This is a genomic window from Polynucleobacter sp. MG-27-Goln-C1 (assembly GCF_018881905.1).
In the GTDB taxonomy this organism is placed as follows: Bacteria; Pseudomonadota; Gammaproteobacteria; order Burkholderiales; family Burkholderiaceae; genus Polynucleobacter.
The window spans coordinates 674838-690742 of sequence record NZ_JACVPM010000001.1; the positions used below are offsets into that span (position 1 = coordinate 674838).

Sequence of the window (15905 nt, forward strand, 5' to 3'; positions counted from 1 at the left end):
ATAAAGTGTCTGGACTTACTGAATCTTGCTAGCCCCTTTGCTATTGGAAACCTTGGCAGTTGAGCTAGATGCATTCGCAGACCCATTTTTCGCAGATTTTGCAAGCCCTGTCGATGCGGATTTATGCTGAGATGCAGCATTATTTGCAGAAGAATTACCCTTAGAAGCCCCTTTTACAGGTTTTGCTACCGGGCATTTGGCCCCTTTTGCACATTTTTTAGGCGCTGGTGGCGCTGGCTTGTCGAGGCTAAGGCTGCCATTCTCAGCCATCGCCAGAGAAATATCGCCAGGTCTACGGCTGGTCTTTGGCACTAGAACGGTAGATCCAGAGCGAATGCGCATCCCCTTTGGAATGCCATTTACCTCTCGCAGAGTGTCAGCATCCACACCCAGAGTTTTGGCAGCCTGGTCAACTGACTCTGTCTTAGTGACCTGAACGGCAGCCCAAGATGAAAGCGGTTTGTTGTACTGCTTGAGGTTTGCTTGGAAGATTTCCGCATGACCGAACGGCAGCAAAATCTGCTGGTTAGCATTACTCAAGATGACTGGCTTATTAAAAGATGGATTCAGACTATGAAACTCATCTGGTGGAATCTCGGCCAACTTAATCGCCAGATCAACGTCGATATCACTACCAACATCTACCGCTACAAAGTAAGGATGGTTTTCTAGTTCAGGCAAGACAATGCCGTATGCCTGAGGATCCAACACAATCTGTCGATAGGCCATCAACTTAGGCACATAGTTACGTGTCTCATTCGGCATCTTGAGACTTAGATAATCCGTCGGCAGTCCTGCCGCTAAATTACGTTTCTGCGCTTTAGAGACATTGCCCGCGCCCCAGTTGTAAGCGGCTAATGCAAGCTCCCAACTGCCAAACTGCTTATACAAACGTTGCAAGTAATCCAAGGCAGCATCGGTTGACTGCAATACATCTCTGCGCTCATCTCTAAAGACGTTTTGCGTTAAACGAAAATCTTTGCCAGTCGCCGGCATAAATTGCCACAAACCCATTGCCTTAGCGCTGGACTTTGCATTGGTGACAAAGGCACTCTCCACAAAAGGCAGTAAAGCGATCTCCGTTGGCATATTGCGCGCATTGACTTCCTGCACGATATAAAACAAGTAACGAGATGAACGCGTCATCGAGCGATTCACATAATCAGGACGAGCGCTAAGCCAACGTACTTGTTCGATTTCTAGAGGCGTATTCATCGGCTCCATCTCAAAGCCATCCCGAATACGAATCCAGAGATTGCTTGAAGGAGCGTATAAGTCACTGACCGATTGATTCTTAAGATTGACGCGCTTTGCTTTGGAGGCACGCGGATCCTGACGCGTCGGCGTATCAGAAGACCAATCTCCAGTACTTGCACAACCCGAGAGTGCGGCAATCAGCAAGATCGCCGCATAGCGCCACAACATCAGAACCGATCCTTCCAAGCCCTGATCACCGCCAAGACATGCGCGGGCGTGGGCAATGATTTCTCACCAGAGACTTCAAGTGCGGCATCAATGACGGCCTGTTGATCACAACGCATGAATGGATTGACTTGCAGCTCTTGTCCGATAGTCGTAGGCAAGGTTGGGAGATGTTGATCCCGCAGAGCCTTGGCAGTCTCCGCCCAAGTAATGAGGTTCGCATTATTTGGCTCAACCGCTAATGCGAAGCGAATATTGGATAAGGTGTATTCATGAGTGCAATACACCAGGGTATTTTTTGGCAAGGCAATAAATTTAGCCAGGGACTGGCTCATCTGTGTTGGGGTGCCCTCAAACAAACGACCACAACCTGATGCGAATAAGGTATCGCCACAGAACAGCATGGGCTCAACCACGTTGGCCTGCATGTTTGCAAAGTAAGCAATGTGAGTCAAGGTATGGCCTGGCACTTCGTACACCTCAAGGCTAATACGTGGTGCAGCTACCTCAATCTTGTCGCCTTCCATCATGATATTCGTGCGACCAGGAATCTCAATATTGGCGGGACCGTAAACTGGGACTGATCCCAGTGCCTGCAATAGATTGAGGATGCCACCCGTATGGTCAGCATGGTGATGGGTAATTAAAATACCGGTCAGAGTGAGATTTTTCTGCTCAAGGTATTGCAGTACTGGGGCAGCATCACCTGGATCCACAATCAAGGCGGATTGCCCATCATGGATGCACCAGATGTAGTTGTCGTCAAAGGCCGGTATCGGCCAAACCTGCAATAAAGTATTCTTCACCATAGACCGATGATACCAACCCCACCCTCCCCATCTCAGATGCCTGCACCACCATGGAGTTCATGGGAAAAGTGGCTGCAATCGCCTCCTGGACGCTATGTGCTTGCCTGGGAGCAGAAATGCTTCAATCAAATCGTGGCCGATGTCTTTGGTTTTTACGCTGTACAGATCGGTTTGCCACAAATCAATACCCTGGCAGAAAATCGCATGCCTTTGCATGCCCTGCTGATTCATTCAAATGATCGCCAAAAACACGCTAGTGAATTTAACTGGCATCAAGTAGAAGGTAATGCAAACGAGCTACCTTTTGCATCGGAAACCATCGACCTATTAGTACTCCCACATGTCTTGGAATTTGCCGCTGATCCCCATCAAATTCTGCGAGAGGCTGAGCGCGTGCTTCGCCCGGAGGGTCGTTTGATTATTTCAGGCTTTAACCCAGCCAGCCTTTGGGGAATGCGCCAATATCTCAGCCGACTCATCGGCAGCCCCTACTTACCGAGGGATGGCCAATTTATTGGTCTCCTGAGAATTAAAGATTGGTTGCAACTGTTGAACTTTTCATTAGATCGCGGTCATTTTGGATGCTACAAACTCCCCTTAAGCGGTGAGTCCGGCATGGGCAGAATGGACTTTATGGAGCCTGCTGGTAATCGCTGGTGGCCTATTTTTGGGGCCGTCTTCTTGGTTTCCGCCATCAAACGCCAACAAGGCATCCGCCTCATTGGGCAGGTCCAGGGATTGCGTATTCCAGCAATTACCCAACTAAGCCCAGCCGCTGAAAGTCGGCAGAACCTAGCAAATCACCAAGACCAAGTAAATTAACGATATGCCACACACCAAATCACTCCCACATATCGTCATTTATACCGACGGAGCCTGCAAAGGTAATCCCGGTCCAGGGGGTTGGGGTGCCGTTCTACGCTCCGGGGGGCATGAAAAGCATTTGCACGGGGGTGCTGAGCACACCACCAATAACCGCATGGAAATCAGTGCAGTCATTCATGCATTACGGGCTCTGAAACAAACCAGCTCGGTTGAGCTATGGACTGACTCCCAATACGTCCAAAAAGGCGTTACAGAATGGCTGGAAGGTTGGAAAAAAAGAGGTTGGAAGACGGCCAGCAAGGATCCGGTCAAAAATGCCGATTTATGGCAAGAATTGGATGCCCTCATCCCTGATCACAAGATCTCTTGGCATTGGGTGCGTGGTCATAATGGCCACCCCGGAAATGAGCTCGCAGACCTCCTGGCAAACAAAGGCGTTGAGGAATTTCTGCCTTAAGCTGGATGGGTGTTGGCAAGCCCGTTTTTGACGGTCTTATGAGAGAATGAGTGCATTCAGAGCTGGTACAGAATTCACCGCTAAACCCATATAGAACCAAGAAAAACGCCGAGACCGTGTCCAAAATTGAATCAGCCTTAGATAAAGCCGTTGCCAAATTACCCGCACTGAAAAATTCGGTAAAGGCGCGCCTATGCAAGCTTTGGCAAAAGCTATCCCCCTACATCGATAAAGTCAAAAAAATAGACTACGCGACAGCGAAAGAATTCACCCTTAAATACAAGTGGCGCATTTTGATGGTGTTGGTTGTTTTGTATGCCGGCTCTAAGGCAATTGATTATTTTTTCCCTGCCGCAGACAAGGCCGGTGGCCCTGTGACCGTAAGCACAATCGTGGTGGACAAAAAAGAGATACCTTTGGTGATTGAAGCCACAGGCACGATTGTGAGCAACAGCATCGTGGATATTCGTCCGATGGTGACCAATACGGTGGCGAAGATTCATATTAAGGACGGAGAGGAAGTAAAGCAAGGTCAACTCCTATTTACTCTCGATGATCGCAATGACAAGGCGAACTATGAGAAATTAAAAGCCCTGGCTGATGATTCTCAAAAGCAGTATTTGCGTGCCAAAGAGTTAGTCGCAAAAAACTTTATCTCTAAAGCAGGCCTAGAGACTTCTCTTGCGAATGCTAAATCAGCTCAAGCAGCAGCCCGCTCTGCTGAAGTGCAACTGTCATTTGATTCGATCCGCTCACCAATTGACGGTCGAGCCGGAATCATTAACGTATTCCCGGGATCCTTGGTGCAGGCCAGCAACGTAGTCACAACAGCTACCAGCTCTACCGCCACCTCGAGCGTTGGTTCGATGGTAACCATTACCCAGCTCAACCCTATTAATGTTCAATTCGTCATTCCAGAAAAAGATATCCCCGTCTTGCTGGAGAATCAATTGGATGGTGAACCACTCACAGTAAAAGTAACTGTTGGTGATGCCAGCAAAAGAACCTATGAAGGCAAAGTCCTAGTTATCGACAACCAGGTAGACCCCTCAATTGCAGCTGTTCGCGTTAAGGCGCAAATTCCAAATGATGCGATGACACTTCTACCCGGACAATTTGCGCGCGTGTCACTTGTCGCCAATAACTTGAAAGATGCACTAGCTGTTCCATCCCAGGCCATTGTGATTAGTCCACGCGGCAAGCTGGTCTACACGGTAGATAAAGATGGCAAAGCAGTTTCAAAACCAGTTAAGGTTGTTTATGAATACCAAGGCTCTTCAGTCATCACTGGGATTGAGTCTGGTGATCGTGTAGTGGTTGAAGGTAAGCAGAATTTACGTCCAGGTAGCAAAACCAAAGAGGCTAAAGAAGTTAAAGGTGCAGCTCCAACAGCTGCACCCGCAACTCCCGCAGCACCAACTGCAGCAGCGGCCCCCACACCAGCAACCCCTTCTGCAGTAGACAAGAAATGACCTTATCCGAATTATGTATACGCCGCCCGGTAATGACGGTGCTGCTTTCTGTGGCAACTGTCATTGCGGGAACTGTTGCTTACCTCAATATTCCAGTTGCGGCTCTTCCTAGCTTTAATACGCCAGTTATCTCTGTTAGTGCATCTCTTCCAGGCGCATCACCAGAAAATATGGCATCAGCAGTTGCCCTGCCCTTAGAAAAAGAGTTCTCCACCATTGATGGTGTGAAGATTATTAGCTCCACCAACTCCTTGGGTAGTACTAGCATTACCTTGGAGTTCAATAATGATCGCGATATTGATAAGGCAGCCGTAGACGTTCAAGCAGCCTTACTACGAGCACAGAAACGACTCCCAATTGAAATGACGGTGCCGCCGTCCTACCGCAAAATTAATCCAGCTGACACGCCAGTTCTGGTTGTAAGAATGCAGTCGCCTTCGATTAGCCTGTCTGAGCTCAATGCTTATGCTGAAAATTTACTATCGCCAAACTTATCCACCATTAGTGGTGTGGCGCAGGTTCTAGTCTATGGCGCCAAACGATATGCCGTGCGAGTTCGCGTTCATCCTGATGCACTAGGTAATCGCAATTTGACGATGGATGACGTTGCTACAGCAATCAATAAAGCAAACTCGAATAGTCCAGTAGGCGTGTTAGATGGTCCCCGCCAGTCGATCACTATTTATGCCAACCCCCAGTTAGTTCGCCCAGAAGAATTTGGCAATCTCATCATTAGCCAGAAAAATGGTTTGCCAATCTACCTCAAGGATGTAGCTGAGGTTGTTGAGAGTTATGAAGATGTGAAGACCTTAGCCAGCGCTAATGGTGAAAGATCAATCGCGATTGCCGTACTGCGTCAGCCAAATGCAAATACGGTTGAGGTAGTAAAGTCAGTCAAAGAATTACTTCCCCAACTTCAGAAGCAAATGCCTGACTCCATCAAGCTACAGCTTTTGAATGACCGATCCCTTTCCATTATTGAAGCGATCCATGATGTCAATATCACTCTAGCTTTAACTGTATTACTCGTTGTTTTAGTGATCTTCCTGTTCCTCAAGCACATTTCAGCAACTATCATTCCCTCGATCAGCTTGCCGATCTCTTTGATTGGCGCGTTCTTTTTACTGTATTTCTTAGGCTATAGCCTAGATAACATTTCCCTATTGGGAATTACGCTTGCAGTGGGCTTGGTAGTTGATGATGCGATCGTAGTCTTAGAAAACATCATGCGCTATGTCGAGCAAGGCATGGATCCACTCAAAGCCTCGCTAAAGGGAAGCAAGGAGGTTGGCTTTACGATTATCTCGATCTCAATCTCTTTGGTAGCCGTCTTCATCCCGCTCTTCTTTATGCCAGGGCCTATCGGCCTCCTCTTTAGAGAATTTGCAGTAGTCGTGTCCTTGTCAATTCTGGTTTCAGCGCTCGTATCACTCACAGTGGTGCCGATGTTATGCAGTCGCTTCCTACCAAAGCCTGGGCAGCACGCAAAAGAATATGCGATCAATAAAAAGTTTGATATCTTTTTTGATTGGATGCTCAAGACCTATATTCATTATTTAGACTTGGCGCTACTGAACCGCAAAAAAGTATTGTGGGGTGCCCTATCTACCTTTGTTATTACAGTTGTTCTGTTTGTTAATAGTCCTAAAGGATTTTTTCCAGAGGAAGATATTGGGCAAATCCTCGCAACAACCGAAGCCTCCGAAGATATTTCTTTCAAGGCAATGTTGACACTCCAGGATCAAGCTGCAGCACTAGTCAACACAGATCCCAATGTGGCCAGCTCCATCTCAATAGTAGGTGGTGGCAATAGCTCGGGCAGCAATACCGGTCGAATCTTCATCATTCTGAAACCCAAGAGTGATAGAGCAAAGATGGCGAAGATTATGGAAGGTCTTCGGGCTAAGTTCAAAGAAATCCCAGGCCTCCAGGTTTACATGCGCCCCGTACAGAACTTACAGCTTGGCGGCAGAAGCAGCAAGAGTCGCTATCAATTTACATTGCAAAGCGTTGGCTTTGAAGGCGTAAATGAATGGGCAGATAAGCTGATGCAAAAGCTACGTGCAGACCCTATGTTCCGCGACGTCACCAGCGATTCTCAATTAAAAGGCTTGAATGTCAAAATTGATATCGACCGCGAGAAAGCTGCGAGCGCCGGTATCACCATTACCGATATTCGTTCTGCCTTGTACAACTCCTTTGGAGAAAAACAAGTCTCCACAATCTACACGCCAGTAAATACCTACTACGTAATTCTTGAGGCAGCAGAAGAAGACCGACAATATGAAACCGATCTCAACAAGATTTTTGTGCGTGGTCGCGCTACTGATAAGCTTATTCCGCTCTCCAATGTGGCCAGCTTCACACGAACTATCGGCCCTACTGCAGTAAACCATCAAGGACAGATTCCGGCTGTAACGCTGTCATTTAACTTGGCGCCGGATGTCTTCTTGGGAGATGCAACCAAAAAGATTGAAGCCTATACCAAAGAAATTAACCTGCCATCCTCCATCATCACTAGTTACGGTGGTGATGCGGCCGTCTTTAAGAGCAATCAATCGGGTCAGTTGATTCTGATTTTTGCTGCACTGGGTGTAATTTATATTCTTCTGGGGGTTCTGTACGAGAGTTATATTCACCCGCTGACTATTCTTGCGGGTCTTCCATCGGCTGCGATTGGTGCCATCCTGGCGCTACGCATCTTTGGGTTTGAACTCACCATCATTGCTTCGATTGGCATCTTGCTGTTAATTGGTATTGTGAAGAAGAATGCGATTTTGATGATCGACTTCGCTTTGGATGCACAGCGCAATCAAGGCATGTCACCAGAGAAAGCGATTCGTGAAGCCTGTATCTTGCGCTTCCGCCCCATCATGATGACTACCTTTGCCGCTTTAATGGGGGCACTTCCTATTGCATTCGGAATTGGTGCTGGCGCAGAACTTCGCCAGCCACTCGGTATCAGTGTGGCGGGAGGTTTGATCTTCTCTCAATTTGTAACCCTGATTATTACGCCAGTCATTTACCTATATCTTGATAAATATGCCGGCACTGGCCCCATGGAAATCCCCCCATCTGTTTTAGAAGGCACCTAATGCGTCAAGTTATTCTCGATACTGAAACTACCGGACTGAATCCCGCTACAGGCGACCGCATTATTGAAATCGGGTGCGTTGAAATGGTGGGTCGTCGATTAACCGATCGCACCTTCCATTACTACATTAATCCTGAGCGTGATATCGATGCGGGTGCTTTTGCCGTTCACGGACTCTCCCGTGAATTCTTATCCGACAAACCTGTATTTGCCAATATTGTTGAAGAGTTAATTGAATTCGTTGATGGCGCTGAAGTAGTCATTCATAACGCAGCGTTTGACTTGGGATTCTTGGATAACGAATTTGCTTTGCTTAAGCGCCCTCCTTTTAGGGGTCTTGCATCTAAAGTGACCGATACCCTTTTGGATGCTCGTCAAATGTTTCCAGGTAAGCGCAACTCCCTAGACGCCCTCTGCGAACGATTTGCTATTAGCAATCAACACCGTACTTTGCACGGCGCTTTACTTGATGCCCAGCTATTGGCTGAAGTCTATGTAGCAATGACACGTGGTCAAGAAGATCTCTCGATTGATCTGATTGATTACACCGTTGGCACAGATGCATCCGGCCAAATGAAAGCCCTACCTACGAAGCTCAAACTCATGACAGCTAGCCTAGAAGATTGTGAGCTCCATGAAAAGATTTTGGGTGAAATTGCCAAGGCAAGTAAAAAGGACCCCGTTTGGAGTCCTTCTGCTGTTACCAGTTAAGTTCTAACTAGCTAATGGCGCGGCGGATTTCATCTGCCTTTGGTTTTGAGCCAGTAACAGATTCTGTATCGTGCTCGGTCGTATTTTCAATCGTTTCAATAACCGCCTCTTGCATCCGAATATTGTCTTTCGGGCAAATCGGAGCTCCATAGGTAGCCCACTTCTTTAATAGCGTTACTTCATATCCACACTGACCGCATTTGGCCTTATTGCGACTTGCGTTGCTTGGTCTTGGCGGTGGAAAAACAATAGCTTGATGTGGATATGGGCCAAGCTCTTGACTAATCATCATCAGACGCACCATCAACTCTTCAGTAGCATGTGCCATTCTGGCGGGACCTTCTAGGCCAACAGTCTGAGCAATACCTTTAAAGTCTTCACCATGACCGCTAAAGCAATCATCTACCGCGTGGCATAACTCATGCACTAAGGTATCCAATAGCTGCACGGGATCATCTAACTTGGGCGAAATGAAGATCTCATTAACACCCCCGCCAGAACGCTCGCGAGGCCAGCACTGCCCTAGCGTTGTTCTAGGACTACTGGAAGCTGGAAAGCCACAAGACACTCTCACTGGCGGAATGGCATACCCTGCTTTTGAAAACACAGGCTCTAGATGTCTAACGGCGTCTTCCAGCCAGGATTCTCGTACAGAATGTTGCTTCATGAATGACTCATTTATGTTTTTAGTTCAAAGGCTTGTTGCTGGGTAAGACTCTATTATCGCTGCCCTACTTTGACATCACCAAATATGGCTTGAGCCTCGCGCGGTAAGCAGCGCCAGTAACGCTCATTAGAGGGCACGGTACCACCTAAAGCTGCAGCCGCTTCCCAAGCCCATCTTGGCTTATATAAAAATGCTCGGGCTAAGGCAATTAGATCCGCATCCCCTTTTTGCAAGATATCCTCTGCTTGCTGTGGCTCGGTAATCAAGCCAACTGTCATTGTGGGCAAACCTGACTTGTCTTTTACGATCTTGGCAAATGGCACTTGATAGTTTGGACCTATTGCAATCTTCTGCAATGGTGAAATGCCTCCTGATGAAATGTGAACAAAATTACATCCGAGTGGTTTGAGGCGGGATGCAAAGTCAGCAGTTTCTTCTGGAGTCCAGCCACCCTCAATCCAATCGCTTGCAGAGATCCGAATGCCTAATACGCCTTGATAAGCCTTGCGTACTGCTGCAAATAATTCCAAAGGGAAGCGGATGCGATTTTCATATGAGCCGCCATATTCATCGGTACGTTGATTAGCGATCGGCGATAAGAACTGATGCAGAAGATAGCCATGCGCCCCGTGTAACTCAATACCATCGACACCGACCCGCTTAGAACGCTGCGCTGCAACAACAAATGCGTCAATCAGCTCAAGCAACTCCGCTTTGGAGAGTTCATGCGGTAATCGCTCATCTTTGAGCTGTGGAATAGCTGAAGGAGCAACCGTCTCCCAGCCACCCTGCTCTTTAGACAGTAATTGACCGCCATCCCAAGGGGTCGCGCTGGAGGCCTTCCGACCGGCATGTGCTAATTGGATGAAAACGGGGGTTTCTGGCGCCAACTTACGTGCTCTGCTGAGCTTGTCTTTGAGGGCTGCCTCAGTACGGTCATCCCATAGTCCCAGGCAAGCAGGGGTAATACGACCCTCTGGCGTCACTCCGGTAGCCTCAATAATGAATAGAGCTGCCCCGCTGTTGAGGAGGTTGGCCCAGTGCATTAAATGCCAGTCCTGAGCCTCGCCATTGACAGCTGAGTACTGGCACATTGGGGCCACTACGATGCGATTAGGGAGCGTTAAATCGCCCTTGGGAGAGCTAAGCGTGTAACTAGAGAATAAAAGACTCATGGGGGGCTCTGGGATCCTGAAATGCGTAAAAGTGATGAAAGCGATAAAATAGAAGGAGTAGGATAAACGAGACCATACACTTGTGCGATTCCGTCGCAATACAAGTCTATTGAACCTAAAACTAGACAATTATTATTTAAGCAAAATACTATGAGCGCACCACAAGCCTTTGAATCAAAAGCAGATATTGGCCACTTTGTTGGCGGCAAAGTCGTCAACCCGAAAGACGGCCGTTTCGCCGACGTATTTAATCCCTCTACTGGAGCAGTTGCAAGACGGGTTGCTTTAGCCAGCCGTAAAGAGGTTGATGATGCTGTTGCTGTGGCGCAAACCGCTTTTCAGACTTGGAGTCTGACCCCTCCACTGCGCCGTGCGCGCATCATGTTTAAGTACCTTGAGCTGCTCAATGCCAATAAAGATGAATTAGCTGCCATCATTACTGCCGAACACGGCAAGGTATTTACCGATGCCCAAGGTGAAGTGAGCCGTGGTATCGATATCGTGGAATTTGCTACTGGTATCCCTGAACTTCTCAAAGGTGATTACACCGAGCAAGTATCTACTGACATTGATAACTGGGTCATGCGTCAGCCTTTAGGTGTTGTGGCTGGCGTTACACCATTCAACTTCCCAGTCATGGTTCCAATGTGGATGTTCCCAGTAGCTATTGCCTGTGGCAACACCTTCATTCTTAAGCCAAGCCCAACTGATCCATCAGCATCCCTGTTCATGGCCAAGCTTTTAAAAGAAGCGGGCTTGCCTGATGGCGTATTTAACGTGGTTCAAGGCGACAAAGAAGCTGTTGATGCTTTGATTGAAAACCCAGATGTCAAAGCAGTGAGCTTTGTGGGCTCCACTCCAATTGCAAACTATATCTATGAGCGTTGCGCACACTTTGGTAAGCGCTCCCAAGCCTTAGGTGGCGCCAAGAACCATATGGTAGTCATGCCTGATGCAGATATCGATAAAACAATTGATGCGCTGATTGGTGCTGCTTACGGATCTGCTGGTGAGCGTTGCATGGCGATCTCTGTTGCAGTATTGGTTGGTGACGTTGCAGAAAAAATCATGCCAAAGCTGATTGAGCGCACCAAGACGCTCGTAGTGAAGAACGGCATGGAACTCGATGCAGAAATGGGTCCAATCGTTACGAAAGCCTCTTTAGATCGAATTACCGGCTACATTGAGAGCGGTGTTGCTTCAGGCGCTAAGTTATTGGTAGATGGCCGCGGATTAAAAGTTCCAGGACATGAAGATGGCTTCTTCATCGGAGGCACCCTCTTTGATGGTGTTACTCCTGACATGAAGATCTATCTTGAAGAAATCTTTGGACCAGTCTTATCTTGCTTGCGCGTGGCGAACTTTACTGAGGCATTGGATCTAGTGAATTCCTGTGAGTTTGGTAACGGTGTAGCCTGCTTTACTAGCGACGGCAATATCGCCCGCGAATTTGCTCGCCGCGTTCAAGTTGGAATGGTCGGCATCAACGTACCTATTCCAGTGCCAATGGCTTGGCATGGTTTTGGTGGCTGGAAGAAATCCCTCTTTGGCGATATGCACGCCTACGGCAAAGAAGGTGTTCGCTTCTACACCAAGCAAAAGAGCGTGATGCAGCGTTGGCCTGAGAGTATTGCTAAAGGCGCAGAGTTTGTAATGCCTACCTCCAAGTAATTAGTATTACTAAGCTTCATAAATAAAAATAGCGGCCTTCGGGTCGCTATTTTTTTGTGCTTCAACTAGCAATACTCAAGCAGGAATAAAGTAACGCCTCTCAATGGCTCTGGCGAATAACACAATTACTGATACCAGCGCTAAGTAGACTAAAGCGGCCAATAGATAGGCCTTGAAGAATTGGAAATTCGTTGCGGCCAGCTCCTGCACTCGAGCGAAGAATTCGGTGTACTGAATCAAGAAAGCAACTGAACTATCTTTGAGGTTAGCAATAACTTGATTCGTTAGTGCAGGAATAGAAAGACGAATCACTTGCGGCAAGGTAATCAATTTAAAAATCTGGAGCGGGCTGAAACCTTGAGCGCTAGCTGCCTCCAGTTGACTCTTATCCAAACCATTAAAGGCAGTCTTTAAATAGGCGGCGTTATAAGCTGCTACGTTGAATGTGAATCCAATGAAGGCAACCGTAAATGGTGAGAGTCGAACGCCCCACTGCGGCAATCCGTAATACATCAAGAACAATAAAACGATTAAGGGCATTCCAATAAAGAAGGAGATGTAGCCATTAATTGCGCTGCTGACATACTTGTTTTTACTCAGCGTGAGATAGAACACCACAATTCCTAGCAGCAATCCAGACACGCTAATCAAGCCTGCTAATTGCAGAGTCTTCACAAGCCCAGCTAAGATCAAGGGCATCTGCTCCGTGAGATCACGAATAAAGGATGACCACCCTCCCATTAGAGCTTTTCCTCGGACGCAAAAAAGGCTTTAATTTCTGGATCGGAATGCTTGCTCAACACATCGATGCGATCATCGGCCCGAATCACGCCGCGATCTAAGAACATGACAGTATCCGCAATATTGCGGGCCAAGTTGAGATCATGGGTAACGCAAATCATGGTGATGCCTTCGCTATGCAAGCGATTAATGAGATCAGCTACATCCCTAGACATGACTGGATCGAGTGCAGAGGTTGGCTCATCGAGAACAAGGACTGCTGGATCCATCGCCAGCGCCCGAGCTATAGCAACTCGCTGCTTCTGGCCACCCGAGAGTTGTGAGGGGTATTTATCTTGATGAGGCGTCATCTCAAAATGAGACAACTCCAGTAAGGCCTTCTCTTTAGCCTCAGCCTTACCCATCTTATGCAACTTACGCAGACCCAATGAGACGTTATCCAATACTGTGAGGTGACTATAAAGAGCGAATTGCTGAAAGACAAAACCAATTTGCTTGCGTAACTCACGCACATCAACACCGGGCCCCAATACTTCTTGCCCCCTGAAAATAATTGATCCAGAGGTGGGCTCGACTAGTCGATTGAGACAACGCAATAAAGTGGATTTGCCAGAGCCAGAGGCGCCCATCAATACCCGAACATCACCCTCTTTTAAATCAAGATTAATATTCGACAAGACAGTTTGCCCATCAAACTCTTTGACCAAATCCCGTACTTGAATTAATGCCACGAACTTGCCTCTTTAGATAATGTCATATTGATAATCATGCAGGAGCCATTCCTGGAATTTGATAACGCTTAGTCAGCAGTTGAACGCCGAATAAACAGATTCGGTAAATCACGAAATACAAGATACCCACTGCGAGGTATATCTCTATGCCGCGAAGCGTTGTTGAGGTCAGAGTCATGGCCTGCTTAGTAATCTCTGGGATTCCGACCGTATAGGCAAATGGCGAATACTTTAAAACTGAGGTGAACTCGTTGACCATGCCTGGAATCGAGAATCGCAACATCTGCGGCAACTCAATAAACCGGAGAACCTGTATACGTGTCATGCCCATGGCCTGAGCAGCAATTACTTCCACTGGATCGACAGAGTTAAACGCACCTCGGAATACCTCGGCCAAATAGGCGGATGCTACTAGACCTAAACTGAGTGCCATTGCCATTAGTGGCGGAACCTTGAAACCAACTCCTGGTAAGCCAAAGTAAACCATGAATAGCAAAACCAAAACTGGCACGCCCCTAAAGACATAGGTGTAGAAATCAATTGGCGGGATTAGCCAAGGAATATCGAGGCGACGCAGGCTGGCTAGAGATAAACCCACTACCAAGCCCGTCAGTGAGCAAACCAGCGTTACTAAAACCGTATAAGAAATGCCCTGAGCTAACTGGGCAAGAATATCCAGAAAAGTCACAGGGCAGGCTTTCGACTACAGATCAGTAGGTTTAGTGGTGATTGCTTATTTCATCCACTTATCAAGAATAGCTTTGATTTTTTCTGGTCCAAGCTCATTCAGATATTTATCAAAGTCATCACGTAGCTTGGAACCTTTGGCAAAAGCAAAGCCAAGCTTATCAAAGCCCTTGAAGACATAACTACTCTGAATCGGCAGCTTGAGTTTATTTTCATAATTCAGAAATACAGGCTCTTCAATGAAAGCCAAATCTAAATTGCCATTCTGAAGATCGGTAATCACTTCAGCGTAAGAAGGATAGAGTTTGACTTTGCTTAAGGAGTAATAACCTTTTGGCTCAAGCTCATTCTTAATGAGATCGTCATAAGCCATGCCACGTGGATAGCCAATGGAGTATTTCTTGAGTTGATTCAAATCGGTAATCTGAATATTTTTATTCTTCATGCTCACTAAATGCCAAGCATTGTCATAGTACGGCTGTGAAAAATCCATTACCTCTTTACGCTTATCGGTAATTGAGATTCCTGAGAAGGCAACGTCAGCCTGACCACTAGATACAGCGCCCAACATGCCAGCCCAGTCATACGGCGTTACTTTAAAAGTGCAGCCACGAGATTGGCAGTAGCCCTGAAAGATATCCATATCAGCACCTACGATCTGACCTTTGTCATCAAACAACATTGGAGGAGATGCGGGTGATACGGCAACCTTAATTTCTTTGGTATCAGAGGACTTGGAGCAAGCCACAATGGTGAGTGCCAGAACAGCGGCAAACAATGCCAGAAAAAAGCGTTTCATGGGTATTTCTCCTATCCTAATAACTTAGTCATACCCAGGCTCTGGGTGCACACCAAGTATAGGGGAATTAGAGGAAAGCTGGCTACTGCAGCGTGTTTTTAAAGGCGGGCATCATGGGCATTGCCATGACTTCAATCCCCTCTTCACGCAAAGCTTCAGCCTCATCCAATGTAGTTTGGCCACGAATACTCCGCTCAGGAGATTCCTTATAGTGAATTTTGCGAGCCTCTTCAGCAAAAGAAGTTCCAACATCCTCAGAGCGCCCCATCAACTCACGCATACCCTTTAAAAAGGCCGCCTGTACCTGCGCCTCCAATTGAGAATGATCGCTTCCAGTCAAGGCAACAACATCGCCAGTCAGCCCACCACTCACGCCAGAATTATCCGTTAACGCAGGGCTAGCAACAGTCAACTCAGTTGAAGTTGGAATATCTTTGCTGGAGCTCGATTTAGCAATATGTGGAGCCGATGGCATCCGCGTAATCTCAATACTGTCGCAAATAGGGCACGCCAGCATCCCCTTGTCTTGCTGGGCAAGGCAATCCTCCTCAGAGGCGAACCATCCCTCAAAGCGATGATCCAGTGGGCAAGCGAGGTTATAAACTTTCATAAGACCTATATAGGGGCAAAAATACCAAATTCAA

General features: G+C 47.3%; 15 protein-coding genes. 6 read left to right on the plus strand and 9 right to left on the minus strand.

Going from position 1 to position 15905, the window contains the following annotated elements:
- Nucleotides 1–15: 15 nt before the first annotated feature.
- The gene (locus ICN14_RS03480; protein ID WP_216224790.1) at nt 16–1425 is read right to left on the minus strand and encodes a transglycosylase SLT domain-containing protein; all 1410 of its coding nucleotides are present in this window, start codon (nt 1423–1425) and stop codon (nt 16–18) included.
- Nucleotides 1425–2231, minus strand: coding sequence for a hydroxyacylglutathione hydrolase (gene gloB / locus ICN14_RS03485; protein WP_216224791.1), 807 nt, complete (start codon nt 2229–2231; stop codon nt 1425–1427). Before gloB ends, ICN14_RS03480 begins: the two co-directional genes overlap by 1 nt.
- Before the next feature lie 36 nt (nt 2232–2267).
- Between gloB and ICN14_RS03490 the strand changes: the two genes are divergently transcribed.
- The 5 genes from ICN14_RS03490 (at nt 2268) to dnaQ (ending at nt 8790) form a co-directional block, all read left to right on the plus strand.
- The gene (locus ICN14_RS03490) at nt 2268–3053 is read left to right on the plus strand and encodes a class I SAM-dependent methyltransferase (RefSeq protein ID WP_255535940.1); all 786 of its coding nucleotides are present in this window, start codon (nt 2268–2270) and stop codon (nt 3051–3053) included.
- 4 nt (nt 3054–3057) lie between these two features.
- The gene (gene rnhA, locus ICN14_RS03495; protein ID WP_215334807.1) at nt 3058–3513 is read left to right on the plus strand and encodes a ribonuclease HI; all 456 of its coding nucleotides are present in this window, start codon (nt 3058–3060) and stop codon (nt 3511–3513) included.
- 116 nt (nt 3514–3629) lie between these two features.
- Nucleotides 3630–4985: an efflux RND transporter periplasmic adaptor subunit gene (locus ICN14_RS03500; RefSeq protein ID WP_216224794.1), complete on the plus strand. Its 1356-nt coding sequence runs from the start codon at nt 3630–3632 to the stop codon at nt 4983–4985.
- Nucleotides 4982–8080 carry an efflux RND transporter permease subunit gene (locus tag ICN14_RS03505; RefSeq protein ID WP_216224796.1) on the plus strand — a complete coding sequence of 1033 codons (3099 nt, stop codon included), beginning with the start codon at nt 4982–4984 and terminating at the stop codon, nt 8078–8080. The genes ICN14_RS03500 and ICN14_RS03505 overlap by 4 nt, the downstream gene beginning before the upstream one ends.
- Nucleotides 8080–8790 carry a DNA polymerase III subunit epsilon gene (dnaQ, locus tag ICN14_RS03510; RefSeq protein WP_216224798.1) on the plus strand — a complete coding sequence of 237 codons (711 nt, stop codon included), beginning with the start codon at nt 8080–8082 and terminating at the stop codon, nt 8788–8790. Before ICN14_RS03505 ends, dnaQ begins: the two co-directional genes overlap by 1 nt.
- A 7-nt stretch (nt 8791–8797) precedes the next feature.
- On the opposite strand, the gene ICN14_RS03515 is transcribed toward dnaQ, so the two are convergent.
- Both ICN14_RS03515 and ICN14_RS03520 read right to left on the minus strand, forming a co-directional pair.
- Entirely contained in the window at nt 8798–9457 is a 660-nt protein-coding gene (locus ICN14_RS03515) for a SprT family zinc-dependent metalloprotease (RefSeq protein ID WP_216224800.1), read from the minus strand.
- 53 nt (nt 9458–9510) lie between these two features.
- Nucleotides 9511–10632 (minus strand): NADH:flavin oxidoreductase/NADH oxidase, encoded by a 1122-nt coding sequence (locus tag ICN14_RS03520; RefSeq protein WP_216224802.1) that lies wholly within the window; start codon nt 10630–10632, stop codon nt 9511–9513.
- Nucleotides 10633–10782: 150 nt separating this feature from the next.
- Between ICN14_RS03520 and ICN14_RS03525 the strand changes: the two genes are divergently transcribed.
- Nucleotides 10783–12303, plus strand: a complete 1521-nt coding sequence (locus ICN14_RS03525; protein WP_216224804.1) for a CoA-acylating methylmalonate-semialdehyde dehydrogenase — start codon at nt 10783–10785, stop codon at nt 12301–12303.
- A 75-nt stretch (nt 12304–12378) separates the two neighbouring features.
- Here ICN14_RS03525 and ICN14_RS03530 read toward each other — a convergent pair whose 3' ends face one another.
- From ICN14_RS03530 to ICN14_RS03550, 5 genes are all read right to left on the minus strand, one after another.
- Nucleotides 12379–13002, minus strand: a complete 624-nt coding sequence (locus ICN14_RS03530) for an amino acid ABC transporter permease (RefSeq protein ID WP_216224805.1) — start codon at nt 13000–13002, stop codon at nt 12379–12381.
- Nucleotides 13003–13043: 41 nt separating this feature from the next.
- Entirely contained in the window at nt 13044–13775 is a 732-nt protein-coding gene (locus tag ICN14_RS03535; RefSeq protein WP_216224807.1) for an amino acid ABC transporter ATP-binding protein, read from the minus strand.
- Between the two features lie 34 nt (nt 13776–13809).
- A complete protein-coding gene (locus ICN14_RS03540) occupies nt 13810–14463 on the minus strand; it encodes an amino acid ABC transporter permease (RefSeq protein ID WP_216224808.1) in 654 nt (217 codons plus the stop codon).
- Nucleotides 14464–14508: 45 nt separating this feature from the next.
- Nucleotides 14509–15261: a transporter substrate-binding domain-containing protein gene (locus ICN14_RS03545; protein ID WP_216224809.1), complete on the minus strand. Its 753-nt coding sequence runs from the start codon at nt 15259–15261 to the stop codon at nt 14509–14511.
- A gap of 82 nt (nt 15262–15343) precedes the next feature.
- Entirely contained in the window at nt 15344–15871 is a 528-nt protein-coding gene (locus ICN14_RS03550) for a DUF1178 family protein (protein ID WP_216224810.1), read from the minus strand.
- Between the last annotated feature and the right edge of the window lie 34 nt (nt 15872–15905).

What these genes read in the sequence shown, in the direction of transcription:
- dnaQ (WP_216224798.1), top strand. Translation starts at nt 8,080, where the DNA reads ATGCGTCAAGTTATTCTCGATACTGAAACTACCGGACTGAATCCCGCT.
- gloB (WP_216224791.1), bottom strand. Translation starts at nt 2,231, where the DNA reads ATGGTGAAGAATACTTTATTGCAGGTTTGGCCGATACCGGCCTTTGAC.
- ICN14_RS03530 (WP_216224805.1), bottom strand. Translation starts at nt 13,002, where the DNA reads ATGCCCTTGATCTTAGCTGGGCTTGTGAAGACTCTGCAATTAGCAGGC.
- ICN14_RS03505 (WP_216224796.1), top strand. Translation starts at nt 4,982, where the DNA reads ATGACCTTATCCGAATTATGTATACGCCGCCCGGTAATGACGGTGCTG.
- ICN14_RS03525 (WP_216224804.1), top strand. Translation starts at nt 10,783, where the DNA reads ATGAGCGCACCACAAGCCTTTGAATCAAAAGCAGATATTGGCCACTTT.
- rnhA (WP_215334807.1), top strand. Translation starts at nt 3,058, where the DNA reads ATGCCACACACCAAATCACTCCCACATATCGTCATTTATACCGACGGA.
- ICN14_RS03480 (WP_216224790.1), bottom strand. Translation starts at nt 1,425, where the DNA reads ATGTTGTGGCGCTATGCGGCGATCTTGCTGATTGCCGCACTCTCGGGT.
- ICN14_RS03550 (WP_216224810.1), bottom strand. Translation starts at nt 15,871, where the DNA reads ATGAAAGTTTATAACCTCGCTTGCCCACTGGATCATCGCTTTGAGGGA.
- ICN14_RS03515 (WP_216224800.1), bottom strand. Translation starts at nt 9,457, where the DNA reads ATGAAGCAACATTCTGTACGAGAATCCTGGCTGGAAGACGCCGTTAGA.
- ICN14_RS03545 (WP_216224809.1), bottom strand. Translation starts at nt 15,261, where the DNA reads ATGAAACGCTTTTTTCTGGCATTGTTTGCCGCTGTTCTGGCACTCACC.
- ICN14_RS03490 (WP_255535940.1), top strand. Translation starts at nt 2,268, where the DNA reads ATGCCTGCACCACCATGGAGTTCATGGGAAAAGTGGCTGCAATCGCCT.
- ICN14_RS03520 (WP_216224802.1), bottom strand. Translation starts at nt 10,632, where the DNA reads ATGAGTCTTTTATTCTCTAGTTACACGCTTAGCTCTCCCAAGGGCGAT.